The following is a 24,099-nucleotide window of genomic DNA, read 5'->3' on the forward strand; positions in this document are numbered from 1 at the left end:
TGATGCTTATCAATATCTGGGGTTAAGGGCAGTTCTTAATACGATTTGAGTCACAAAATTTCGGGCTTTATGGATAGCGTAAGCAGCGATATGGAAAATCTGTTTCCAGGATTGAGGAAAACTGGCTATACTTCTGCGGTGAATAAATGCACGAATGCCAGCATTACTATCTTGAAGTCACACGCAGGTTTTACGGGAGAAAGATGTCTACTATCAACGATGTATCGCGTTTGGCTGGGGTGTCAAAAGCCACAGTTTCACGGGTGTTGAGTGGCTCGCGCGGCGTTAAGGAAGCCAGCCGTCTTGCTGTGTTAAAAGCGGCGGAAGAGTTGAAATACCGTCCTAACGTTATCGCGCAATCCCTGTATAGCCAGACCACTAACTGCATTGGCGTTATCTGCGCGCAGGATAATATTAACCAGACCACCGCTTACCTTTACGCACTGGAGAAGCAGTTAAGCCAGCATCAGAAACATCTGCTGTTGCGCTTTGCCAATAGCAAAGCGGAGATCATGAATGCGCTGGATGAACTCAACTGCGGACTGTGCGACGACGTGCTGATCATTGGCGCACGCTTGCCGCTGAACCTTGAAGATGAAAATGTGGTGCTGGTGGATTGCGCTGAAGCGGAAGGCCCAAATAGCATTCAGTTTGATCACGCGTTTGCCGCCGAAACGGCCTGTAATTATTTGATCAATCAGGGTAAGCGCCAGATCGCACTTATCCATCCGGAAGAGCATGGCTCGGCCGAGCCGGTGTTACATGGCTACAAGTTGGCGCTGGAGAAGAATTTTCTGCCCTTCAACCGTAATCTGGTGATCACAGACTCCGTCTCCTCCTCTGTTGCTATCCAAATGCTGCTGAACAACGCCAGCACCCGGAATTTCAACGCCCTGCTGGTGGCCAATGAACAGGAAGCGCAAAACGTCATCGCCCAGTTACAGGCATTCAATAAATCCGTCCCCACCGACATCATGGTATTTAGCCTGGCCGGTTCGCTGAATTTGCCCGGTGTGCCTGTGATTCCTGCGATTGAGTACTCCATGGATGCGATGGCGGCAAGGATTGTGAACTGGCTGACGACGAAAACGCAGACGATGCTGGGATCGTCCGTGCTGCGGGGTGATTTAATTATTCCGGATATGCGTAAGCGCTAACGGGCGCTGGCGGAATAAACCACCGTTATTCGCAAAAGAGTGATGCGTAAATTTCAGGCTTGGCTAAAGCGTATGTGAAAGAAGACTGTGACGGCACATAAAGGGCATTTGTGCTAAAAGGGTAATCCAGGCTTATGCCTGAAACCTGAAGGAGCAAAGAATGAGAACGCAAAAAAGGTGTATGGGATATGTTGCCATCGTGGTGGATGATTACGATCGGGCCATTGAATATTACACAAACCAACTGGGCTTTACCCTCGTCGAAGATACCCCACAACCGGGTAAACGTTGGGATCTTTACCAAAATACACAGGAATAAATTACTTAAGCTTTGGCGTGCTCTCTTATTAGAAGTTCGGTATGAAGGACTTAGTACGAAAGAATTATCCGGAATTAGGTCAAGTTAAAGCCCCGTATGTGCATGCAGTAAAACAAGGTAATACACTCTATATTTCCGGATTAACCGCGTTTGGCACTGCTGCTCAGTCTGCTGGTATTACCGTGCAGGCTGAGGAGGTATTTAGCCAGATGAAAAAGATTGCCCGGGCTGAGGGCACAGATTTTTCGGCGCTGATTAAAGTGACAATATTCATCACGTCGTTCGATGAAATCACTGAATTGCGGCAGGTACTCTATCGCAACTATGGTGAACATTTACCTGCCAGCTCTTTGGTGGAAGTCAGCCGTCTCTTTTCACCTGATCTTAAAATTGAGATTGAGGCTATTTTAGGGCTCTGAACGTTTGCATCATGGCCGCCTTATCAATGATTCCGGCAATCAGGTTCACGGCTGTGTGCCGGAACAGGTCCGCCACCCGATACTGCGGCGAAAAACGACTATCTCAATGCGTTGAAAAGACATGCAGCTTTATGCTTAACGCCCGTCCGGCATTGCGCTGCCTCTTTCGCTGCCATCATGATCACAGGGTAACAGCAGCGTAAAGCGTGTGCCGCCCATTATGCCCGCGCTGCAAGTGATAGCGCCACCGTGCGCGGTAATAATCGCTTTAACCACCGCCAGCCCGAGGCCCGTGCCACCGCTGGCGCGAGAGCGCGATCGATCGCCACGTGTAAAGGGATCGAACAGCGATGTCTCAATCTCTGCGGGGATGCCCGGACCTTCATCCTCCACGCTGATTGCTATGCACGCTTTTTGCTGATAACAGGCGATTCTGACGATGCCCGGCGTGGCGTAGCGCTGGGCGTTATCCAGTAACGCCAGCAGCGCCTGCCGGATACGCGCGGCGTCACCATGCAGCGTGACATCGTCCAGCTCAAGCACCAGAGAGAGATTGCGCTCAGCCAGTGAGGCGCGCATCAGCTCGGCTACCGCGCGGATCTCTCTGTCCAGTACAACGTATTCGGGATGCAACAGCATGTGGCCACTGTCCGCCAGGCTGAGCGTGCGCAGGTCTTCAATCAGACGGGCGAGCCCATCGGTCTGTTTAACCAGGTTAACAAACAGCGCATGATCGGGGGTAAATACACCGTCTGCCAGGCCCTGCAGCCGGCCCTGAAGGATAGTTACGGGTGTGCGCAGCTCATGCGCGATGGCCGCGTTCCAGGTGGTTATTTCACCCGATGTTTTTTCCAGCTGTGCGGCCATGGAGTTGAAATCCGCCACCATCGCCGAGATCTCCCGCAGGCGGTGATCGCCGTTGTGCGCCCTGGCGCTCAGCTCGCCTCCCGCTATTTTACGGGCGCTCTCCGCCAGCGAATTGAGCGGCAGTAACAGCTTGCGGGCAAAGCGCATGGCGGCAAACACCGCCACCATCAGAGAAAGCAGCGTGGAGATAGCGAACATGATCCAGTCTCTGGTGGTCGCCTCATTGCCTTCGATCGTTGCCGGATCAATCAGCGACGAGATAGCGTCCCAGACGTAATAGACCAAAAACGACAGCACAATCGAGGCGGCCGTGACATGAACCAGAAGCCACGCCAGGTGGCGGCTTAATCCTGCGTTATTCACTTAATCCCCCAGCCGATAACCGACGCCGCGCACACTCTCCGGCACGCCCGTGATACCCGCCTCTTCCAGTTTTCGGCGGAGCTTACTGATGTGGCTGTCTACCGTCCGCTCCAGCGTTTCCCCCTCGGACAGACAGTTCTCCAGCAGCGCCTGGCGGCTGAACACTTTGCGTGGATAGCGCATCAGCCAGGCCAGTAAGCGGAATTCGGTGGTGGTCAGGCCGGGGGCGATCGCCTGCTCCGTTCGGGGATCAACCACGCGGAACTCATCGCTGTAGACCTTAAGCCGCGTACTGACCAGCACGCCCGGTTCGGCAGGCATGGCCTGCGAACTCGCGCGGCGCAGGATAGCGTGCGTACGCGCCACCACTTCTGCCGGAGTAAAAGGCTTGATGACATAATCATCTGCGCCAATGCGCAGGGCGGAGAGTTTATCCGTAACGTCATCGCTGGCGGTTAACATCAATACCGGCGTATTGCCACGCCGGCGCAGCTCGGCCAACACCTGCCAGCCATCCATGCCCGGCATACGAATATCCAGAATCACCAGCGCAGGCGCCTCCTGCGCGTAAAGCTCCAGCGCCTGCAAACCATCGGCAGCGTGGCGGGTGCGAAAGCCGTCGCGCTGCAGATAGGCCGTGACGATAGCGGCAATTTCAGCATCGTCTTCAACAACAAGAATCAAGAAGTGACTGTTCATGGCTGTACCTTATTGCATCGCGATCCGCCTGTTAAAGCGATTTTTTATTTTTTTCATCTCCATACGCCCTCCACAAAACATCCACCGTTCCTCAATAGAGACACAGTAACCTGCCGGTTTAATTTTGATACCAGGAAGAACCAATATGAAACCAATCGGGGTGGCTGTTGCGCTGTCATTAGCCCTGATGCTGCTCAACGGCTGCAGAGAGAGCGATGAAGCTGCGCAGGCGTCGGTGTCGGCAGCACCGCAGGTAGCGATCGTCACCCTGGCGCCGCAGAGCGTCGGGATCGCGCAGACCTGGCCCGCCCGGGTGATCGCGCTGAGAACAGCGCAGATACGGCCACAGGTGGGCGGTATCGTGACGGCACGCCTCTTTTCTCAAGGGTCGGAGGTCTCTGCCGGGCAGCCGCTGTTTCAGATTGACCCGGCACCTTTCAAAGCAGATGTGGAGATGGCTGAAGCGGCACTCTCCCGCGCCGAAGCCTCTTTCCGCCAGCTGAACCTGCGCAGCCAGCGCCTGAGCAAGCTGGAGGGAACCGGCGCGATCAGTCGCCAGGATTATGACGATGCACGGGCTAACGCTGCACAGGCGGCAGCCGGCGTGGCAGAAGCGAAAGCAGCGCTGAACCGTAAAAAACTCGATTTAGCGTATAGCACGGTACGCGCCCCGGTCAGCGGGCGCATTGACCAGCAGTACGTAACTGAAGGCGCACTGGTCAGCGCGGCAGATTCTCAGGCGATGGCGATTGTGCAGCAAACGGATAAGGTCTATGTCGATGCCCGCTTACCCGCTTCTGAAGTGCGCCCTCTTCTGGATGGGCAAAAAAGCGGTGCCGCGCTAACGCTGACGCTTCTGGATGACAGCGGCCAGCCTTATGACGTGAAAACGCACCTGCTCTTCTCCGGCGCCAGCGTCAGCGACGAAACCGGAGATGTGGTACTGCGAACCGAAGCAGAAAACCCCCGCCACCTGCTAATGCCAGGCATGTTCGTACGCGTGAAGATTACGCGTCACCTCAGCGACAGCGGCATCGTGATTCCGGAACAGGCTATCCAGCATCAGGACGGAAAAACCTTTGTCTGGACGCTGGATGAAAACAGCAGAGCGCAGCGCGTTCAGGTTCATCTGAACGGGCAGACGGCCAGTGGACAGGTTGTCGGCAGCGGCCTGCTGGCCGGGCAGAAGCTGGTGGTGGAGGGTCAGGAGAAGCTGCAGGACGGCACAGACGTGCAGGCTAAGCCGTGGAAATCCGGCGCGTAATGCCGCTCCGCCTCATTAAACAGGATTTAATCATGTCGCATTTTTTTATTAAGCGCCCCATTTTTGCCTGGGTCATCGCGCTCTTTATTGTGCTGTTCGGCGCCCTCGCCATTCCGCAGTTGCCGATTGCGCAATATCCCCCGGTGGCACCGCCCAGCGTCTCTATCTCGGTGAGCTACCCGGGCGCTACGCCGCAGATGATGAATGAATCGGTGATCTCCCTGATTGAGCGTGAACTGTCCGGCGTGGATGACCTGCTCTATTTTGAATCCTCCAGCGATACCTCCGGCATGGCGACCATCACCGTCAACTTTAAACCGGGCACGGATATCAAGCTGGCACAGGTGGATGTTCAGAATCAGATCAAAATTGTGGAGTCGCGTCTGCCGCAGACGGTACGGCAAAATGGCCTGACGGTTGAAGCCGCATCCTCCAACTTTCTGATGATTGTTGGCTTGAACGCGTCAGGGTCGGCCTTTACGGAGGCGGATCTCAGTGATTACTTTGCGCGCAATATGACCGAAGAGCTGCGCCGTGTAGAGGGCGTGGGTAAGGTTCAATCATTTGGTGCCGAAAAAGCGATGCGCATCTGGCTGGATCCGGCAAAGCTCATCGCCTGGAACCTGACGGTTAACGATGTTACAGACGCGATTAGTCAGCAGAACGCCCAGATAGCGCCAGGGCGTATTGGGGACGCCCCTGCCACCAGCGGGCAGCGATCCGCCTACCCGCTGACCGTAACCGGACAGCTGGGCACACCGGAAGCGTTCCGCCGTATTGTACTGAAAGCCAGCACAGATGGGGCGAAGGTGACGCTCGGCAACGTCGCCAGGGTGGAGCTGGGTTTACAGACTTACTCGTTTGCGACGCGTGAAAACGGCCGCCCTTCAACCGCCGCTGCCATACAACTGGCACCGGGTGCCAACGCGGTGAAAACCTCGGCAGCGGTACAGGCCAGGCTGGCGGAGCTGGCGAAGTCAATGCCTGCAGGTATGCACTATTCGGTGCCCTTTGACACCTCTCCTTTTGTGAAGATCTCCATCGAAAAGGTTATTCATACCTTTATCGAGGCGATGATCCTGGTTTTCCTGGTGATGTATCTGTTCCTGCAAAACGTTCGCTACACCTTTATTCCGGCGATCGTGGCGCCTGTTGCGCTGCTTGGGACATTTACCGTTATGTTGCTGTGTGGTTTCTCCATCAACGTGCTGACCATGTTCGGCATGGTGCTGGCGATTGGCATCATCGTGGATGACGCCATCGTGGTGGTCGAAAACGTGGAGAGGCTGATGGAAGAGGAGGGTCTTTCACCGCGCGAAGCCACCGAAAAAGCGATGCATGAAATTACCGGCGCCATTACAGGCATCACGCTGGTGCTGACGGCCGTATTTATACCGATGGGGCTGGCCAGCGGATCGGTAGGCATCATCTACCGCCAGTTCACGCTCTCAATGGCGGTATCGATCCTGTTCTCTGCCCTGCTTGCGCTCACGCTGACCCCCGCGCTATGCGCCACGCTGCTTAAGCCGGCGACGCGCGACGCGCACCGCAAAAACCGTTTTTTCCGCTGGTTTAACCACAATCTGGCGCGCGCAACCACCGGCTATACCTCAGGCCTGAGTCGGCTGGTCAGAAAGAGCGGCCGGATGATGCTGGTTTACGTCGTCCTCTGTGCCGTCCTGGCCTTTGGGTTCAGCAAATTGCCGTCAGCTTTTCTGCCCGAAGAGGATCAGGGCTATTTTATCTCGTCAATTCAGCTGCCGGCTGATGCAACGCTTGAGCGCACCGAAGATGTGATCAAGCAGTATGAAGCGGTGGTCGCCGATCGTGCCGGCATTGATCGTAACCTCTCTATCCTTGGCTTTAGTTTTGCCGGTTCCGGCTCCAACTCTGCGCTGGCGTTCACGCTGCTTAAGGATTGGGATAACCGCCACGGCGCGACCGCACGGGATGAAGCCGCGCGGGTCCAGCAGGCGATGGCGTCCGTCCCCGATGCCACCGTTATGAGCCTGATTCCTCCGCCGATCGCCGAGCTGGGGAACTCATCAGGCTTTACGTTGCAGCTGGAAGATCGCGCCGGCCATGATTACCCAACCCAGCAGGCAGCGCTGCAAACCCTGCTTGCAGCCGCTGCGCAGAGCAGCATTGTACGGGACGTTTATCAGGATGGCCTGCCTGATGGCACCAGCATTAATCTCACCATCGATCGTGAAAAAGTCGAGGCCATGGGCGTCTCCTTCAGCGATATCAGCCAGACGCTATCTGGCGCGATGGGATCGACGTACGTTAATGATTTCCCCAATAACGGTCGCATTCAGCAGGTGATCGTCCAGGCGGATGCACCTTACCGTATGCAGCTCCGGAGCGTGCTGGCGTTGTACGTCAGAAATAAACATGGCGGCATGGTGCCGCTCTCGGAGTTTGTTAAAGGCGAGTGGCAAACCTCGGCGCTGCAGCTGCTGCGTTATCAGGGCTATCCGGCATTTCGCATAACCGGTGACGCGGCACCCGGGTACTCCACAGGCCAGGCGATGGCAGAGATGGAGAAGCTGGCCACACAGCTGCCCGCTGGTTTTGCCATCGAATGGACGGGCCAGTCCCTGCAGGAGAAGGCGTCCGCCTCACAGGCACCGATGCTGATGCTGTTATCCATGCTGGTGGTGTTTTTAGTACTGGCGGCGCTGTACGAGAGCTGGACCATCCCGTTCTCGGTGATGCTGGTAGTGCCGCTTGGTCTGCTGGGCGCCGTGGCCGCCGTGATGTTGCGCGACATGTCTAACGATGTTTTTTTCAAAGTGGGCATGATCACCATCATCGGGCTGTCCGCTAAGAACGCCATACTGATCATCGAATTTGCGAAGCAGATTTATGAACAGGAGGGCAACCTGATCCGCGCGACCCTTAAGGCGGCCAGCATGCGTCTGCGCCCTATTCTGATGACGTCGCTGGCGTTTACGCTGGGTGTGGTGCCGCTGATGCTGGCAACCGGTGCCAGCGCGACCACGCAACATGCTATTGGTACGGGTGTTTTCGGCGGGATGATCAGCGGTACAATACTGGCCGTGATATTTGTCCCGGCCTTTTTTATCTTCGTTATGACGCTGAATGAGCAGATTAAGCAGCGTCTGCGCCGATGTAAACGGTGAAGAGGCCTCATTGTGCGCCGGTTACAGGCTTACAATGCGGTATCACAACGCACTGCCGCAGCCGGTTTCGGCAGTGCTTATCGTTGCCCGGACAGCCGTCTGAACGTATAGGCGCTTAAAATAAATTAATTAAAGTTTGCGTAATAAAATCAGCTGTGTCTTAATAACGCCATCGGTTTGGAATACAGACCTTATGAAAGCAGTTTTAGTAAAGCAGTCCTCAGTTCAAGTGTTATCCAAAGATATCCTTCTTCGAGAGCCTCCTCCTAATTGCCCAATAAGCAAATCTAATTACAGGCCATTATTGCCGCTTCTGTGGCTCATCAATTAAGGAATTTTCTATGTCTAACAAAATGACTGGTTTAGTAAAATGGTTCAACTCTGATAAAGGCTTCGGCTTTATCTCTCCAAGCGACGGCAGCAAAGATGTATTCGTACACTTCTCTGCAATCCAGAGCGACAGCTACAAAACGCTGGACGAAGGTCAGCAGGTCTCTTTCACCATCGAAAATGGTGCTAAAGGCCCTGCAGCTGCGAACGTTACCGCTCTGTAAGTCGCGCTAATTATCAGCGACACTTACAATCGCGATGAAGACAGTAGTCTGAGCAGCTAAGCTCTGCTGATAATGAAAAAACCCGCCCTGTGCGGGTTTTTTGCTTTTTAATATTCCGGAAGTTCTGCGCTTTGCTTATTTCCCCCGCGCGTAACGGTGCTGTTTTAATAACGCTTTCGCAAGCGAGACGCTATTCCCCGCTCTTTTATTGTTAAAAACAGCCCGCTCCACTGCCTGGTCTACACTCATTTTTAAGGGAAAACCAATAACGCATGCGCATACACTCCAGGAGCACTTATGGCCGACTTCGACCTGCATAAATTTCTGATTAATGACCAGCCCTATACTTTCCTTTTTGAAGTCATCGTTCGCGTCTTTATTGCTTATATTGTGGTGTTCACCTTTCTCAAAATTTCTGGCCGGCGGGGTGTGCAGCAGCTGTCACTGTTTGAGGTGGTGATCATTCTGACGCTGGGGTCGGCATCCGGTGATGTCACGTTTTATGATGATGTACCGGTGCTACCGGTTATTCTGGTGTTCGTTGTACTGCTGATGCTCTACCGGCTTACAACCCTGGCGATGTCAAAATCCCCTGCGCTGTCAAAGCTGATTGAAGGGGAAGTGGTCACGCTGATTGCCCACGGTAAATACGTGTCCGCCAATCTCGACAAACTCAATATCTCTGAAGATGAGTTTCTGATGGAGCTGCGGCATGACGGTGCTGAACACCTCGGTCAGATTCGCCTCGGGCTGGTGGAAGTCGATGGTCAGTTGAGTCTCTACTTCTATCAAGACGAAGATGTTGTGCCCGGCCTTTCGGTGCTGCCAGCCGAACATCGCCCCTGCTTTACGGTAATGCCCGATGATGATCTGTATGCCTGTAACCGCTGTGGCCTGACTAAAAATCTGCGTAGCGGCGAACAGTGCCGCTGCCCGGAGTGTGACCGTAACGTGTGGTCGCGAGCGTTGCGCTCGGTTCGCACCTGATTCACCGCTTGCCGTTCATCATTTTGTTCAACCGAAGCCTCGCCGGTGCGAGGCTTACCGAAGAAGCGCAGCTTAATCAAACACACCATTGATGATGGCCGTGACAACCGCCGTACTCAACGCAATCAGCACCAGATCATCCCCCACGCGCGCCATTCGTAGCCCGGATAGTAGGGCAAATCCCTGATCATTGATGCCGGCAAGGTTTTTTTCGCAATCCCCGGCGGCAGGGGTTTTCCACGCGCGAGATTTTTAGCGATGCCTGGCGGAAGCGCCTGATATCCTACCAGGCCATGATTCACCGCCAGTGAACGCGCCCGCGAGAAACTGATATCAACATTGATCTGGTCCGGTTTGCCAGCGTGCGAGTGTTTGCCCTGCCCCTTATTGCCGTGGTGACCACTGTTTCCCGGATGGCCACCGCCGTGGCCGTTACCCGGATCGGCCAGTGCCGGCGCAGCAATAAAACTGCAGGAGAGAACCGCCGCCAGTGCAGCTACAGAAATGCGACGTTTGAACATGTTGTTTATCCCTTATGGAAAGAAGACCCAATTTAAACATATGACAAAGCCCGCATCTCTACCATCACAGCCGTTGTTGAAGTCGGTTCGCATCACGCATTTTTAGGCGTACAGGATGTTCATATCGCCGCGTCCGGTGCGATGAATGGTGGCATCAACCTGCCATGTGCGCTTAATCAGGTTAGGGGTTAAGACGCTATCGGGCGCGCCTGAAGCCACTACCTGCCCCTGATGGAGCACCACTAGCTGCTGGCAATATTTGGCGGCCAGGTTGAGATCGTGCAGCGCCACAATCACCGTAACCGGCAGCGAGGAGATCAGCCGCATCAGCTCCAGCTGAAACTGAATGTCCAGATGATTAATTGGTTCATCCAGCAGCAGGATATCGGGCTGCTGAGTAAGCGCACGCGCAATCTGACAACGTTGCCGCTCGCCACCGGATAAGCGCTGCCAGGGACGATTGGCCAGCGCATCCAGCTTCATCAGCGAAAGTGCCTGCTGAACCGCCTGCTCATCCCCCGTGCGCCACGTGCTGAATGCGCTACGGTGTGGCGATCGCCCAAGCCGGACAATCTCTGCAACGGTCATCCCGGCCTCGGATTCCGCATGCTGCGGCACAAATGCCAGCGTGCGTGAGAGCTGCCGCCGACTCATTTCACCCGTTGATTTACCACCGATTTTCACCCCCGCATAGGCGCAGGGCAGCACGCCTGCCATTGCGCGAATCAGCGTTGATTTACCGGAGCCATTGGGGCCAAGCAGCCCCACCGTTTGCGCGCGCGGCGCAGCAAAACTGATATCTGATAACACCCGTCGCGCCTGAAGCGTCACGCTCAGATTATCGATTGTCACATGCATCACGACTTCTCCCGGTTGCGGTAGAGAATAAAAGCGAATACCGGCGCACCCACCAGCGCGGTCACTACGCCAATCGGCAGCACCTGATGGCTGATAAGCGTGCGTGAGACCAGGTCTGCAAGGATCATGAAGTGGCAACCGGCAAGAAAGGTTAACGGGAGACTAATCAGGTGACGATGCCCGGCCAGCATACGCGTGATATGCGGGATCACCAGACCCACAAATCCGACCGCGCCAATTGCACTGACAATGACCGCCGTCACCAGCGCCGTGATCAACAGCAGTACAATGCGCACCCGCAAGACCCGCGTGCCCAGCGTAGCCGAGACCTCCGTGCCGAAGGTGAAGGTATCCAGTGAGCGAGCGTAACAGATCACTACCAGCAATCCGGCAACCGTCACCGCCGAACAGAGCAGCGCGTCAGGCCAGCGCACGCCGCTCAGGCTGCCCAAGAGCCAGAACATCACGCCGCGCGACTGCTCAGCGTTGGCCGCCGTACTCACGATATACGACGTCAACGCATTGAATAGCTGAGTACCGGCGATACCGGCGAGAATGATGCGTGCCGTGTTCTCACGCATCCCGCCGGAGAGCAGCACAATCAGCGCGAACGCGAGGCAGGCACCGCAGAATGCCCCGGCGCCCACGCTAAGCGCGCCGCCGCCCAAACCCAGCAACATGACGCTTACTGCACCGGTTGAAGCGCCGGCAGAGATACCCAGCAGATAGGGATCGGCCAACGGATTGCGCAGCAGCGATTGCAGTACCAGTCCGCACAGCGCCAGACCGCCGCCGCTGCTGGCCGCCATTAATGCCCGGCTCATGCGGTACTGCCAGACAATGCCGGCCTCCACCGCAGGCAGATCGTAATGCGCGATACCCAGGCCATTCGCGATCGCCCGCGCCGTATCTGCGAATGAGATGGCCATATCGCCGGTGGCCGCGGCCAGCACAATCATCAACGGCAGGCTCAGCAAACCGACGATAATGATAAAACCAGGCCAGTAACCCGTACCGTGTGTAACCATCAGGCTGATTACCGGCGCTGATCTGCTGACCGATCAGCTCTACCGCTTCCACATTACGCAGTGAGGGGTTGAGCGACATCGCCGGCACTACCACGATACGGCCCTGCTTCACCGCCGGCATCTCACGGGTTACCGGATCGCTCTCCAGAAACGCTTTTTTAACGGCGACATCATCTGCGGGATAGAGCCGTCTCTCCATGCTGGCGATAACAATCACATCCGGCTGCGCCTGGACAATATGCTCCCATGTCACCGCTGGCCACTCTTCATCGGAAGCGATGATATTCGTCAAACCAAGTGTACGTGTGATCCAGCCCGGCGCACCTTTGCTGCCTGCTACCCATGGATCACCTTTTAAACGCGGGCTGGAGAACCAGTACACCACTTTAAGCGGCGCTGAACGGTGGGTATTCAGATGCTGCTGCGCGGCGGTGATACGATTGGCCAGCTGCTGTTTTAACGCCTCTCCGCGTACTGCGACATCAAAAATGCGCGCCAGCGTGGTGATCTCATCGTAGATAACGTTGATCGAGTACGGCGCGGAACGTGCCCCGTCGCCGTTGGAGGTCGCGGTCACGGCTTTCGCAGTACAGTCCGCAGGCGAGATCCAGGTGTTAATCCCGAGTTGTTCAAACTGCTGGCGCGTGGCCACTTCCCCTTGCGGCCCCACATGCCAGCTATATTGCGCCAGCACCAGTTCGGGCCGCTGTGCCGCCACCGCTTCAAATCCCGGCGCGTTCTCCGTCAGGCGCTTCAGATGCTGCCCCTGCTGCTTCAGTTCATCCGGCAGAGCACCAAACCAGACTGAGGTCCCGACTACTTTTGAACCCAGTCCCAGCGCCAGCATCAGCTCCGTTTCATGCTGTCCTACCGTGACGACGCGTTCCGGCACATGCGTAAAGGTTTCAGACATCCCGCAGTTCTCCACAGTGAATGGCCAGTTCGCGGCGTGAGTACTGAGCACGGGAAGAGAGAGCATGGCGCAGATAAAGAGGTTGATCGTTCGTTTCATTACTGACTTCATATTGATATGTTATAACGTAACAATATGCGCATTTCATGTTTTGTTGTCAATCCATTGCGGAATGAAGCAAGTACCCTAACCCGGGCGCAACAAAATGCAGTGGAGTGATGTGCAGGCATGCGAGAGAATGATCGGGACGTGCAAACTTTCGGGCTGGTGTGACAACCGCACGCAGCTGACAAATGAAGAGAGATAGGGCTTAGTAAATAATGAATGTTGAATCAAGGAAGGAGGCCATGTGCGTCCTCGCTTCGTATCTTATCGCTGCTACAGCCGCGATACTGATCTTTCCGCTAAGGCTGCTGCCCTGCCTGCTGGCGGGCATGGTGACATTTGAGATCATTGATGCTTTCCGGGTCCGTTCTCAGGGATATCTGCGCTCAAAGGTTTCCGGCTGGCTGGCTGTGATGTTTATCAGCCTGGTGGTAATTGCCGCCGTTTTTGGCCTCTTTATGTTGCTCTACAACGTGTTTACCCTGGACTTTACCAGCGAAGGCGATTTTTATCGCAAGCTGAATGACGTTGTCCGGGAAGCGCATGACAAACTCTATCCGGTGCTGGGTGATTACATGCCCAGAACTTATCAGGACATCGAAACGACCGCCTTCACCTGGCTGCAGACGCATATCTATATTTTGCAAAACGCCGGGCAGAAAACCCTGCACTTTTTCGCCGTCACCTTTGTCGGCATCTTCCTGGCGATTCTGGTTTCTCTCGCATCAGGCAATGAAGCACGCACGGCGCCCTGTCTGAAATATCATCTGCTGCAGCGCCTCAGAACCTTCCGTGAAGTATTCAGCGCCGTTGTCACCGCCCAGGTGAAAGTGGCTGCCTTTAATGCCCTTGCCACCGGCGTATTCCTCTATCTGGTAATGCCTTTGCTGGGCTATCACCTGCCCTATGCCAAGACGCTGACGTTTGTCACCTTTCTCTGCAGCCTGCTGCCGATTGTGGGGAATCTGATCTCCAATACGCTGGTAACCCTGGTTGCACTCTCGGTGAGCCTGCAGGCGGCTATCGTTGTGATCATCTACCTGATCCTGATTCATAAGGCGGAGTATTTTATTAATGCCCGCATCTTTGGTGCAAAGATTCAGTCTTCCGTCTGGGAGCTGCTGCTGGCCATGCTGATCTTCGAATCCCTGTTTGGTATTGCAGGCGTGGTCGCTGCACCAATCTTTTACGCCTGGCTTAAGGTTGAACTGGTTCGGAAGCAGCTTATTTAGATGCGCTACGCGGGAGGAGGCCAGTAAGGGTCTCCGCTTCTGGTGGCCTGGTTTATAAACTGTGCTTTATGAGCGCGGCAAGTTGTTACTGTTTGATACTCAATTTACTTAGTTAAGAAAATTTCATCTTTGGCTGCAGTATAGCGCACTCCGATATGCAACCCACGGAGAACAGTATCATGTTTCTTATCAATTCTCCCTTTCAAAAACAGAATAGAGCGTCAATCAGTCGTGTGACAATATCTGCAGTTCTGCATATACCTCACTGTTACGTTTACTAATCACTAACTTAATCACTGCGGATAAAAATTGTTCAATAAGTTTGAGCAGAATATCTGCCAAATATTTACGCTGAAAGATTGGCAGTAAACAGATTCAGGCTTATTGATAAAGTAACGCGAGGAGGGTATTTTTCATCTTCTGTGCCAGATCACATTAGATATCAATCAAAATCTCTGCACTTTACGGCACTCTTTCAGCACTTTTTCGCTTTTTCCCTCAGCCCGTTGCCGTTACGCTTGTTGATTTTAAGCGGTTTAATACAATGTCCTCATCCGCTCAAAATATGAGAATAAAAAACGCGATGTTTTATCACGACGATGTGCAAGGCCATAAAATAATTGGCGAGGCTGCCTTTCGCCTCATTACCCAGGCTCAGCAGGTTACCGTTGTCAATCTGATTGAAGAGCTGATTGCGATGTCCGAGCATGAAGCGTGCGACGAGCGCCTTTCGCTGATTTCAGATGCCCGCTACTGGCTGAAGGATCACCTTAATGCCGGTCACCGCTATCAGACAGCGAAAAGCTGGATAACCGCGTCGGCGCTGACTTCCGCAAGCGATAAGAGTGCCCCGCTGCGTAGCGTGGAAGAGGAGTGATCGCCGCGCATTAAGCGGACACAGCCCTCAATCAGGAGCGTGCATGAACCTATTTCTTTGGTGGCGTAAATTGCCTGATGTATGCCGCAGGCAGTAAAAAGCGCGTGTTCCTCTATCCCCCCTGACGTCAGTGTTATGCGCCCAGGCCGGAATAGTGTAAAAAAGTGCCGGCGTTAGCAGCCGGCAGCGAATAATCATTGTGTTGCGGCAGGCGCGTTGCCGCTCTGCGGAGTGATAACCTGATACGGCACCCAGTTATACGCCTGTACCTGCTGCTTGTTCAGCAGTGCTTTGGTCACCTGAACCGCGCCCGTTGCCTGCCCTTTGGCATCCTGAAATATGGTGAGTGCCATCTTGCCGCTCTTCACAAACTGCTGTCCATCTGGTGTTCCATCGATACCGGCGACCAGGATCTTCTCATTTTTCGCCTGATTTAGCGCCATGATAGCGCCAATCGCCATCTCATCATTGTTAGCCGCGATAGCGTCAATCGGCCGCTGATTGAGCAGCCAGCTGGAGACCACATCTACCGCCTCATTGCGCTGCCATTTTGCGCTCTGCTTCTCAATCACCTTCATATTCTTATATTTGGCGATCACCGCTTCCACCGCACGGGTACGCTCGCGCGCCTCTTCGTTGGAGAGCGCGCCCATCAGAATGGCCACATTGCCTTTGAAATTCATCCTCTTCGCCAGCGCTTCCATCTGCATCTCACCGCCCAGCGCCGAATCTGAGCCCACATAAGCCATGTTTGCCGGCAGCTTCACCTCCGGTTTACGGTTCACAAACACCAGCGGGATACCGGCGCCCTTAGCGGCATTGATCATCGGCAACACGCCCTGGGTATCAACCGGATTAAGGATGATGGCATCAACGCCCTGGTTGATAAAATCGTCGACCTGTTGCACCTGCAGCGCGACATCACCCTTTGCATCAACAAACTGGCTGTCGAGCTGGCTTGCCTTGAGCTCCTGCTGCATCTGCGTACGTAAAATAGAGACAAAATTCAGGTCAAAATTGGCCAGCGCCACGCCAACGGTAAAAGTTTTCGCATTGACGCTCATACTCAGGAGCAGTGCGCACACGCCAATGATGAGGGGTCTGATGTTCATCGTTTTTATCCTGTAGGGTTGAGGGTATTTTTCTTGTCGGGTTTTTCACGTCGGGCAACAGGCAAATACCCGACGTGGTAAGGCTATACGGTAAAGTGCTCGCGGAACTGCTGCAGCGCCGCTGTGCTGTCGCCGCTGGCCCAGCCCTCCATTGCCACGGTGCCCTGATAGCCTGCCTCCTGCAGCGCACGGGCGATTGCGCGATAGTTGATCTCGCCTGTCCCCGGCTGCTGGCGGCCCGGTACATCAGCGACCTGAACCTCACCAATCGCCTTACCGCAGCGCCCGATCAGCGCGATGAGGTTACCTTCGCCAATCTGCGCATGGTAAAGGTCGAGGTTCATCTTCAGCGCCGGGCTGTTCACGGCCTCTACCAGCGCCAGCGTATCGGCGGCCAGCGCAAACGGCGTTCCGGGGTGATCAACCGGCAGATTAAGGTTTTCCAGCGTAAACACGCGTCCGGCTCGCTCGCCCAGCTGCGCCACGCGGCGCAACGTATCCGCCGCTTTCAGCCACATCGCGCCGGTTACCACCTGGACGGGTTTCACCGGCAGGCCTATATCATTAAGCCCGGTACCGTGCAGGTTGAGCACCGGGCAGTTAAGCCGTGCGGCCACGGCCAGAGAGGCTTCGGCGCTCTGCAGAAGCTGTGCGATCTCTTCATCGTCAGTCAGATTGCCGCTGAGATAGCCGGTCATTGAGGTAAAACGTGCACCGGTGGCAGCCAGCGCATCAATATCTTTGTCCGCCCATCCCCAGATCTCGACGCCAAACCCCAGTTCATGAATACGCGCTACCCGCTCAATCAATGGCAGATCCAGAAACACCATTTCGGCGCACACCGAGAGTTGATAACCGGCCATTAGCGTGCCTCCAGTTTGACAGGCTGGTTGCGCTGTACTGACTCAATACAGGCCAGAGCGATCGCCAGTGCGTTGCGGGCATCTTCACCCGTAGCGCGCGGCGTTTCACCACTGCGAATACAGCGGGCGAACTCCGCCATCTCCGCCACGTAGGCTTCGCGCAGCAGATCCGAATCCAGTCGTGAGGTGTCTACTGCAATACCGTTGGCGGTATAGCGCACGCAGTGGTTGGCGTTGATATGGCCCGCCTGCAGCATGCCTTTGCTGCCGAACACTTCGCCGCGTACGTCATAGCCATACACGGCCTGGAAGTTCGCTTCGGCAATGGCGATTGCTCCGTTATCAAAGCGTAGGGTGACAACCGCCGTATCCAGCAGCCCTCTGTCTTTAAAATCAGGGCGCACCAGCGCATCCGCCAGTGCATACACCTCAACCGGTTTTGCGCCAGGGTTAAAGTGCAGCAGCGTGTCAAAGTCGTGGATCAGCGTCTCAAAGAAGATGGTCCACTGCGGAATCGGTGCCGGATCCTGTAACCCCGGATCGCGTGTTACCGAACGGCTCAGCTGAGTGGTGCCGTTCTCGCCGGCTTTTACGGCCTCAATCGCCGCAGCAAAACCGGAGTCGAAGCGGCGATTGAAACCCACCTGCAGCACTACGCCAGCCTGTCGGGCAGCCGCGATAGCGCGGTCGGCCTCCTCCAGCGTGACGGCCATTGGTTTCTCACAGAACACATGCTTGCCGGCATTAGCCGCGGCAATCACCCACTCAGCATGGGTGCGCGCCGGTGCGGCGATGGCTACCGCATCGATCTCCGGATCCTGTAATAACGCCTGCAGATCGCTATAGGCTTTGCTCACGCCCAGGCGGCTGGCAAGCTTCTCTGCCGCACCCGGAAGAGGATCGGCTACTGCCGCCAGCGTGGCACCGGGCACGCGGTACGCGAGGTTCTCCGCATGAAAGCTGCCCATGCGCCCTGCGCCAATTAAACCAATACGGACTGTTTGCTTATTCATAAAGACTCCTTGTTATTTTGCTTTCGCCCACGCAGGCGAAGAGGGGTGTTCATCAGCGCGTTTCGCCTCAGCGGCAAAGCGACGGGATTTGGAGAGCATCAGCGGTTCAATGTGTTCAAGGGAGACGCCACGGGTCTCCGGCAAAAATCGGCGTACAAACCAGAACGCGACCAGACAACCCACTGCGCACAGCATCAGCGGGAACGCGCCGTGGAAATTGGCCATCAGCACGCTGCTGCGGTTCATCATGGGAAAACTTTGCGTCACGATGAAATTCGCGACGTACATTGAGGCAAACGCAAAGCCCATCGCGACAGCCCGCATACGGTTCGGGAAGATTTCGGAGATCAGCAGCCAGGCGCCGAGACTCCAGGACAGACCAAAAATCAGCACAAATGCCACCAGCCCGATAACCGGCAGCACGCCGCCAACCTGTGCAATAAAGGCCCACGCGGTAAACACCAGGCACAGCGCGCAGCCCAGGCCCCCAGCGCAGCAGCGGCGTACGGCCGACGCGGTCAATGGTGAACAGGCAGCCCGCCACGCCTACCAGCAGCGCCAGACCAAGGAAGATACTCTGGAACAGTGAAGCCTGAGTGCTGGCTGTGATGTTTTGCAGCAGCGACGGGGCGTAATAGAGCAGGATGTTGATGCCGGATATCTGTTGCAGAATGGCAATGGCACAGCCAATCAGGAGGATGTAGCGCGCACGCGCATCACGCAGCATACCGCTATGCTGTGCCTGGTCGTTCTCAGGCTGTTTTGAAGCGAGAATTTCAGCCAGCAGATGCTCAGCATGCCGGGCATTGGACAGGCGCGTTAGCACCGCCCGGGCGCGATCGGTTTTCCCTTTCAGAGCCAGCCAGCGCGGCGACTCTGGCATGAACGGCACCAGCAGCAAAAATAGCGCACACGGCACCACGCCGGAGGCCAGCATCCAGCGCCAGCCTTCACTGACGATCCACTGATGCGGCATACCGCGTGCAATCAGGTAATTCACGATATACACCGCTACCTGGCCGCCAACCATCAGCATCTGCTGCAGGCCCAGCATGCGTCCACGCCAGTCTTTCGGGGAAACTTCGGCGATATAGAGCGGCGTAATCGCGGATGCCATGCCAACAGCCAGACCGCCCACTAAGCGCCAGATCACGAAATCCGTCAGCGAGCTCGCCAGCGCCGATCCTACCGCTGACACCACAAACAGCACGGCGGTGATAATCAGGGTGGCTTTACGGCCGATGCGGTCAGAGATATAGCCCACGCCCCATGCCCCCGCGATGCAGCCGAGGATGACATTTGAAACGGCCCAACCACTCTCCCACGGCGTCAGATGCAGATGTTCCGTCAACGGATCAATCACGCCGGAGATGACGGAGGCGTCATAACCCAGGATAACGCCGCTGAGCGAAGCGATGGCACAGACAAACAGAATCAAACGTAAATTGTGTTTCCGCATAACAGCTTATTTCCCTTTGTAAGTTCGTTTCGTATCGCTGAATGCTCTATTGCAAAGGCGATGCCAACTGAAAACAGGGTAATTTTGTGATCGCGAACACAGGGATAAGTCACAAAGCGGCAATAAAATTTACATGTCAACTTTACATGTCAATAAAATGAACACTCCATTTATCCGGAGTACGTGATGAACCAGCGTCTGCCATTAAAAGAAGAGAGTGATGCTATTTTCAGCCTGCCGGACAGCGCGGAAGTTGCCAGCTGGGATGCCCTGTTGTGGCAGAGCTGGCAGCGTTTTAGTCAGGGCGAACAGCCGCCATCGCTGCGCGGCAGTATTTTGCAGTCGTGGCAACGTTCGCAGCAGCGCGGTATCGACCCCAATCAGTTTGTCTATATCTCACCGCCAGAACCTGAACTGCACGCCATTCTGGAACACAACGCTGAACTGATTCGGGTGGCGCGCAGCATCATGGAGAATCTGCTGGCTTACAATCCGGATGGGCACATCAACCTCACCGATGCGCAGGGCGTGACGCTGCATTTTTGCGGCGCGGATCTGACGCCGGTTGGCAGCATTCTGCGGGAAGAGGTACTCGGCACCAATTGCACCGCGCGTTGCCTGATTGAGCAGCGTCTGGTGTATGTATTGAGCGGCGAGAACTGGAAGATCGCTCTGCGTAAGCGCCATCGTCAGTGCGCGGCCGCGCCCGTGCGCGATGCCAGCGGTCAGTTGATTGGTGTCCTGACGCTGACCGCTACGCCGGATAATTTCAACGCGCATACCCTGGGCACGGTACAGGCGGCAGCGGAGGCGGTCGGCCAGCAGCTGGCGCTGCAGCGTCTGCTGGCTGAGCAGCAGTCCATTCTGGAGACGCTTAATGAAGGCGTAATTGTGTGCGATAAACACGGGCGCATTAAAACGCTCAATCGCTATGCGCGGCAGATCTTCAGCACGCTCGATCCTCACGCTGCGCCCATTGATGTGCTGCTGCAGCCGCAGGGCGGATCGCTGCTGACCATGCCGTTCTGCAACGACCGCGAGCTGCAGTTTATGCCGGCCGGCCTGGCGCCCCTCTCCTGCCTGATCTCTCTGATGCCTGCACCGGATGGCGGACGCGTGCTGTCGCTGCGCGAAAATCAGCGTATTCGTGCTATTACCCGGCGCGTGATGGGCGTTAACGCCAGCTATACCTTTGATATGATTCGCGGCCACGCCCCCGCCATGCAGCAGGCGATTCAGAAAGCCCGAACCAGCAGCCGAAGCGACAGCACGGTGCTGCTCAGCGGCGAAAGCGGCACCGGCAAAGAGCTGTTTGCGCAGGCGATTCACAACGCCAGCCCGCGCCAGCAGGAGGCGTTTATCGCCCTGAACTGCGGGGCGCTGCCGCGTGATTTAGTGCAAAGCGAGCTGTTTGGCTATGCGGACGGCGCGTTTACCGGGTCGCGCCGGGGCGGCTCGGCAGGTAAATTTGAGCTGGCTGACGGCGGCACGCTGTTCCTTGATGAGATTGCTGAGATGCCGCTGGAAGCGCAAACCAGTCTTCTGCGGGTCCTGCAGGAGGGTGAAGTGCTGCGTATCGGTGCGGCGCATCCGCTTAAGGTCAACGTGCGCATTATTGCCGCGACCCACTGCAACCTGCCGGACGCCGTGGAAAAAGGTGCGTTCCGGCGCGATCTCTACTATCGCCTGAACGTTATTTCACTGGCGATCCCGCCACTGCGCGACCGTCTGGAGGATATTCCGGAGCTGATTAATACCTTTATTCAGTCTCTCTGCGCCCGTCAGAAACGCATTCCGCCAACCGTCTCTTCTGAGGCGATGGCCTGTCTGCAGGCGTGGAGCTGGCCGGGTAATGTGCGGGAACTGGAGAATGTGGTCGAGCGGGTCGTCAGTCTTTGTGAAGGGCTGGAGATCAATCGTGCCGATCTGCCTGAGCCGCTGCAGAGTGTGCCGGAGAGTCGCGCACCCGGCCAGACGCCTGCGTCGCTGCACGATCTGGAGCGCGTACACATATTACGCGTGATTGATGAGCACAAGGGCAACCTGCGCCAGTCAGCTCAGCAGCTGGGGATCTCCCGTACCGCGCTGTATAACAAACTGAACGTATGGGGTATCGACTACCGTGCGCGCAGACGCGCTGAATAACCAATCCGCAATAAAAAAGGCAGCCTGTCGGCTGCCTGATGCAGACTCTTCCATCACGCGCAGCGTTATTTCGCCAGCAGTTCCTGACGAACGATTTCAGCGCCGGCGCTCAGGGCGTGCAGCTTGCCTGTCGCCACCTGGCGGGAGAGAGGCGTCATGCCGCAGTTGGTGGATGGATAGAGCTTATCGGCATCCACAAACTGCAGGGCTTTGCGCAGGGTATCTGCGACCTGCTCTGGCGTCTCAATCGTATTGGTTGCCACATCGATAGCGCCTACCATCACTTTTTTACCGCGGATCAGCTCAATGAGGTCCATCGGCACACGCGAGTTCTGGCACTCCAGAGAGATGATATCGATACCCGAGGTCTGCAGTTTCGGGAACACCTCTTCATACTGACGCCATTCGGTGCCCAGCGTCTTTTTCCAGTCGGTATTGGCTTTGATGCCGTAGCCATAGCAGATATGCACTGCCGTTTCGCACTTCAGTCCTTCGATGGCGCGCTCCAGCGCAGCGATACCCCAGTCATTCACCTCATCAAAAAATACGTTAAAAGCAGGCTCATCAAACTGGATAATATCCACACCGGCGGCTTCTAACTCTTTGGCTTCCTGATTGAGAATTTTGGCAAACTCCCACGCCAGTTTTTCACGGCTTTTGTAGTGACCGTCATACAGCGTATCGATCATCGTCATCGGGCCAGGCAGGGCCCATTTGATCGGCTGTTGGGTAAGCTGGCGCAGAAACTTAGCATCTTCAACAAACACAGGCTTCTGACGGCTTACCGCCCCGACAACGCTCGGTACGCTCGCATCGTAGCGATCGCGAATTTTGACTACCTGACGTTTTTCAAAATCGACGCCATCAAGGTGTTCGATAAAGGTGGTGACAAAGTGCTGGCGCGTCTGCTCACCGTCGCTGACGATATCAATACCGGCCTGAAGCTGGTTCTGCAGGGTTAAGCGCAGGGCATCATGTTTGCCATCGATCAACTCCTGATCCTGCAATTTCCACGGCGACCATAACGTTTCAGGTTGGGCCAGCCACGAAGGTTTAGGTAAGCTGCCGGCGGTGGACGTGGGTAATAATCTTTTCATAACAGGTGACCTTATCTTTTTTTTAATCAAAGAGCGTAATTAGCGGACCATTGTTCCAGAATCGCTTTATAGGGTTTAATGAAGTTTTCTTCCGTAAACCTTCCCTGCTCCACAGCCAGCTGGCTACGTTCTACGCGATCGTAAACAATGCGTGTGAGTGAGTAGTCCTGATGATTCAGGCTGGGCTGATAGCACAGTCCGGCCGCTGAGTTAGCGTTGTAAATCTCCGGGCGGTAAATCTTCTGGAACGTCTCCATCGTGCTGATGGTGCCGATCAGTTCAAGATTGGTGTAGTCGCTCAGCAGGTCCCCGGTGAAGTAGAAGGCCAGGGGCGCGACACTGTTTGCAGGCATAAAGTAGCGCGCTTTTAAGCCCATTTTATTGAAATAGTGATCGGTCATTGAGTATTCATCCTGTTGATACTCAATGCCCAGCACCGGATGCTGATTACCGGTCCGGCGGTAAATGTTTTTACTTGAGACACTCAGGCAGATAACCGGCGATTTTTTAAAGTTGCTTTTATACACATCGGAATTCACGAAGTGTTTGAATAACTTGCCGTGCAGATCGCCGAAATCATCAGGCGTGGTAAACGCGGTACGATCTTTATTGTGTTCTGACAGTAACACGCTGAAATCGTAGTCGCGCACGTAGGAGGAGAAGTTGTTGCCGGTAATACCTTCAATGCGCTGGCTGCTTTTTTTATCAACGATATTGGTTTTCAGAATTTCAATAACCGGGAAGGTGTTGCCTTTGCCTTCGATATCCAGCTCAACAGAGATGATCTCCAGCTCGACAGCATAGCGATCCGCCTGCGGGTTATCCCAGTTTGCCAGCGCGTTGAAACGATTATCGATCATGGTCAGTGCGTTACGCAGGTTCTCCTGACGGTTCTGACCACGGGCAAGGTTGGCGAAGTTAGTGGTGATACGCGTATTCCCGGAAGGGTTATAATTTTCGTCGAAAACCGAGCTCTTAACGGTAAAGCTGAAATCGTTGTTCATTGCGTTCTGGCATCCTGAGATTTGATCGGCAACCTGAAACTGTGTGAAGCGGTTAAACATGTTCTGAGTGAGTTACTCAATCGTTTTCAGGTTGTTT

General features: G+C 55.3%; 18 protein-coding genes and 4 pseudogenes. 10 read left to right on the top strand and 12 right to left on the bottom strand.

All coding sequences use genetic code 11. The annotated features are described in order from the left end of the window. Positions 1–203 precede the first annotated feature (203 nt). From HA48_RS02860 to HA48_RS02870, 3 genes and pseudogenes are all read left to right on the top strand, one after another. Positions 204–1,157, top strand: coding sequence for a LacI family DNA-binding transcriptional regulator (locus HA48_RS02860; RefSeq protein WP_128599694.1), 954 nt, complete (start codon positions 204–206; stop codon positions 1,155–1,157). 160 nt (positions 1,158–1,317) lie between these two features. After that, positions 1,318–1,449: pseudogene (locus HA48_RS02865) on the top strand (VOC family protein); the annotation flags it as partial. 68 nt (positions 1,450–1,517) lie between these two features. Then, positions 1,518–1,895 carry a RidA family protein gene (locus tag HA48_RS02870; RefSeq protein ID WP_128599695.1) on the top strand — a complete coding sequence of 126 codons (378 nt, stop codon included), beginning with the start codon at positions 1,518–1,520 and terminating at the stop codon, positions 1,893–1,895. Between the two features lie 135 nt (positions 1,896–2,030). Here the strand turns inward: HA48_RS02870 and HA48_RS02875 are convergent, their stop codons facing one another. Together HA48_RS02875 and HA48_RS02880 are read right to left on the bottom strand one after the other, a co-directional pair. Continuing rightward, a complete protein-coding gene (locus tag HA48_RS02875; protein ID WP_128599696.1) occupies positions 2,031–3,125 on the bottom strand; it encodes an ATP-binding protein in 1,095 nt (364 codons plus the stop codon). Continuing rightward, positions 3,126–3,824, bottom strand: coding sequence for a response regulator (locus HA48_RS02880; RefSeq protein WP_128599697.1), 699 nt, complete (start codon positions 3,822–3,824; stop codon positions 3,126–3,128). Between the two features lie 145 nt (positions 3,825–3,969). Here HA48_RS02880 and HA48_RS02885 point away from each other — a divergent pair, with 145 nt between their 5' ends. From HA48_RS02885 to HA48_RS02900, 4 genes are all read left to right on the top strand, one after another. Beyond that, a complete protein-coding gene (locus HA48_RS02885) occupies positions 3,970–5,088 on the top strand; it encodes an efflux RND transporter periplasmic adaptor subunit (RefSeq protein WP_128599698.1) in 1,119 nt (372 codons plus the stop codon). A gap of 32 nt (positions 5,089–5,120) precedes the next feature. Further along, positions 5,121–8,234, top strand: coding sequence for a multidrug efflux RND transporter permease subunit (locus HA48_RS02890; RefSeq protein WP_128599699.1), 3,114 nt, complete (start codon positions 5,121–5,123; stop codon positions 8,232–8,234). Between the two features lie 341 nt (positions 8,235–8,575). Then, entirely contained in the window at positions 8,576–8,788 is a 213-nt protein-coding gene (cspE, locus tag HA48_RS02895; protein ID WP_128599700.1) for a transcription antiterminator/RNA stability regulator CspE, read from the top strand. Between the two features lie 297 nt (positions 8,789–9,085). After that, positions 9,086–9,775, top strand: coding sequence for a DUF421 domain-containing protein (locus HA48_RS02900; protein WP_128599701.1), 690 nt, complete (start codon positions 9,086–9,088; stop codon positions 9,773–9,775). 72 nt (positions 9,776–9,847) lie between these two features. Here the strand turns inward: HA48_RS02900 and HA48_RS02905 are convergent. The 4 genes and pseudogenes from HA48_RS02905 to HA48_RS02920 all read right to left on the bottom strand — a co-directional run. Next, positions 9,848–10,296: pseudogene (locus tag HA48_RS02905) on the bottom strand (anti-virulence regulator CigR family protein). A 102-nt stretch (positions 10,297–10,398) separates the two neighbouring features. Next, positions 10,399–11,154, bottom strand: coding sequence for an ABC transporter ATP-binding protein (locus tag HA48_RS02910; RefSeq protein ID WP_128599767.1), 756 nt, complete (start codon positions 11,152–11,154; stop codon positions 10,399–10,401). Then, positions 11,154–12,182: a FecCD family ABC transporter permease gene (locus HA48_RS02915; RefSeq protein ID WP_128599702.1), complete on the bottom strand. Its 1,029-nt coding sequence runs from the start codon at positions 12,180–12,182 to the stop codon at positions 11,154–11,156. Before HA48_RS02915 ends, HA48_RS02910 begins: the two co-directional genes overlap by 1 nt. A 91-nt stretch (positions 12,183–12,273) precedes the next feature. Then, positions 12,274–13,206: pseudogene (locus tag HA48_RS02920) on the bottom strand (ABC transporter substrate-binding protein); the annotation flags it as partial. Between the two features lie 236 nt (positions 13,207–13,442). On the opposite strand from HA48_RS02920, the gene HA48_RS02925 reads away from it, so the two are divergent. Next, a complete protein-coding gene (locus HA48_RS02925; RefSeq protein WP_158086954.1) occupies positions 13,443–14,432 on the top strand; it encodes an AI-2E family transporter in 990 nt (329 codons plus the stop codon). Between the two features lie 565 nt (positions 14,433–14,997). Further along, the gene (locus HA48_RS02930) at positions 14,998–15,309 is read left to right on the top strand and encodes a hypothetical protein (protein WP_128599704.1); all 312 of its coding nucleotides are present in this window, start codon (positions 14,998–15,000) and stop codon (positions 15,307–15,309) included. Positions 15,310–15,503: 194 nt separating this feature from the next. On the opposite strand, the gene HA48_RS02935 is transcribed toward HA48_RS02930, so the two are convergent. The 4 genes and pseudogenes from HA48_RS02935 to HA48_RS22850 all read right to left on the bottom strand — a co-directional run bounded on the left by HA48_RS02935 (position 15,504) and on the right by HA48_RS22850 (position 19,756). Beyond that, positions 15,504–16,421 (bottom strand): substrate-binding domain-containing protein, encoded by a 918-nt coding sequence (locus HA48_RS02935; protein ID WP_128599705.1) that lies wholly within the window; start codon positions 16,419–16,421, stop codon positions 15,504–15,506. 83 nt (positions 16,422–16,504) lie between these two features. Further along, positions 16,505–17,284 (bottom strand): TIM barrel protein, encoded by a 780-nt coding sequence (locus HA48_RS02940; protein ID WP_128599706.1) that lies wholly within the window; start codon positions 17,282–17,284, stop codon positions 16,505–16,507. Next, positions 17,284–18,297, bottom strand: coding sequence for a Gfo/Idh/MocA family oxidoreductase (locus HA48_RS02945; RefSeq protein ID WP_128599707.1), 1,014 nt, complete (start codon positions 18,295–18,297; stop codon positions 17,284–17,286). The genes HA48_RS02940 and HA48_RS02945 overlap by 1 nt, the downstream gene beginning before the upstream one ends. Before the next feature lie 12 nt (positions 18,298–18,309). Beyond that, positions 18,310–19,756 (bottom strand): annotated as a pseudogene (locus HA48_RS22850) (sugar porter family MFS transporter). Between the two features lie 186 nt (positions 19,757–19,942). On the opposite strand from HA48_RS22850, the gene HA48_RS02955 reads away from it, so the two are divergent. Then, on the top strand, positions 19,943–21,901 hold the full coding sequence (locus HA48_RS02955; RefSeq protein WP_128599708.1) for a sigma-54-dependent Fis family transcriptional regulator: 1,959 nt from the start codon (positions 19,943–19,945) through the stop codon (positions 21,899–21,901). A 65-nt stretch (positions 21,902–21,966) separates the two neighbouring features. On the opposite strand, the gene HA48_RS02960 is transcribed toward HA48_RS02955, so the two are convergent. After that, positions 21,967–22,998: a methionine synthase gene (locus HA48_RS02960; RefSeq protein ID WP_128599709.1), complete on the bottom strand. Its 1,032-nt coding sequence runs from the start codon at positions 22,996–22,998 to the stop codon at positions 21,967–21,969. A gap of 26 nt (positions 22,999–23,024) precedes the next feature. After that, entirely contained in the window at positions 23,025–24,002 is a 978-nt protein-coding gene (locus tag HA48_RS02965; protein WP_128599710.1) for a DUF1852 domain-containing protein, read from the bottom strand. Positions 24,003–24,099: the final 97 nt, after the last annotated feature.

It is taken from the genome of Pantoea wallisii, assembly GCF_002095485.1.
Lineage (GTDB): Bacteria > Pseudomonadota > Gammaproteobacteria > Enterobacterales > Enterobacteriaceae > Pantoea > Pantoea wallisii.

Bases quoted from the DNA above. Each gene is read 5' to 3' on its own strand.
- cspE (WP_128599700.1), top strand. From the start codon at position 8,576: ATGTCTAACAAAATGACTGGTTTAGTAAAATGGTTCAACTCTGATAAA.
- HA48_RS02890 (WP_128599699.1), top strand. From the start codon at position 5,121: ATGTCGCATTTTTTTATTAAGCGCCCCATTTTTGCCTGGGTCATCGCG.
- HA48_RS02965 (WP_128599710.1), bottom strand. From the start codon at position 24,002: ATGAACAACGATTTCAGCTTTACCGTTAAGAGCTCGGTTTTCGACGAA.
- HA48_RS02860 (WP_128599694.1), top strand. From the start codon at position 204: ATGTCTACTATCAACGATGTATCGCGTTTGGCTGGGGTGTCAAAAGCC.
- HA48_RS02885 (WP_128599698.1), top strand. From the start codon at position 3,970: ATGAAACCAATCGGGGTGGCTGTTGCGCTGTCATTAGCCCTGATGCTG.
- HA48_RS02915 (WP_128599702.1), bottom strand. From the start codon at position 12,182: ATGGTTACACACGGTACGGGTTACTGGCCTGGTTTTATCATTATCGTC.
- HA48_RS02960 (WP_128599709.1), bottom strand. From the start codon at position 22,998: ATGAAAAGATTATTACCCACGTCCACCGCCGGCAGCTTACCTAAACCT.
- HA48_RS02940 (WP_128599706.1), bottom strand. From the start codon at position 17,284: ATGGCCGGTTATCAACTCTCGGTGTGCGCCGAAATGGTGTTTCTGGAT.
- HA48_RS02955 (WP_128599708.1), top strand. From the start codon at position 19,943: ATGAACCAGCGTCTGCCATTAAAAGAAGAGAGTGATGCTATTTTCAGC.
- HA48_RS02910 (WP_128599767.1), bottom strand. From the start codon at position 11,154: ATGCATGTGACAATCGATAATCTGAGCGTGACGCTTCAGGCGCGACGG.
- HA48_RS02935 (WP_128599705.1), bottom strand. From the start codon at position 16,421: ATGAACATCAGACCCCTCATCATTGGCGTGTGCGCACTGCTCCTGAGT.
- HA48_RS02945 (WP_128599707.1), bottom strand. From the start codon at position 18,297: ATGAATAAGCAAACAGTCCGTATTGGTTTAATTGGCGCAGGGCGCATG.
- HA48_RS02870 (WP_128599695.1), top strand. From the start codon at position 1,518: ATGAAGGACTTAGTACGAAAGAATTATCCGGAATTAGGTCAAGTTAAA.
- HA48_RS02930 (WP_128599704.1), top strand. From the start codon at position 14,998: ATGAGAATAAAAAACGCGATGTTTTATCACGACGATGTGCAAGGCCAT.
- HA48_RS02900 (WP_128599701.1), top strand. From the start codon at position 9,086: ATGGCCGACTTCGACCTGCATAAATTTCTGATTAATGACCAGCCCTAT.
- HA48_RS02925 (WP_158086954.1), top strand. From the start codon at position 13,443: ATGTGCGTCCTCGCTTCGTATCTTATCGCTGCTACAGCCGCGATACTG.
- HA48_RS02880 (WP_128599697.1), bottom strand. From the start codon at position 3,824: ATGAACAGTCACTTCTTGATTCTTGTTGTTGAAGACGATGCTGAAATT.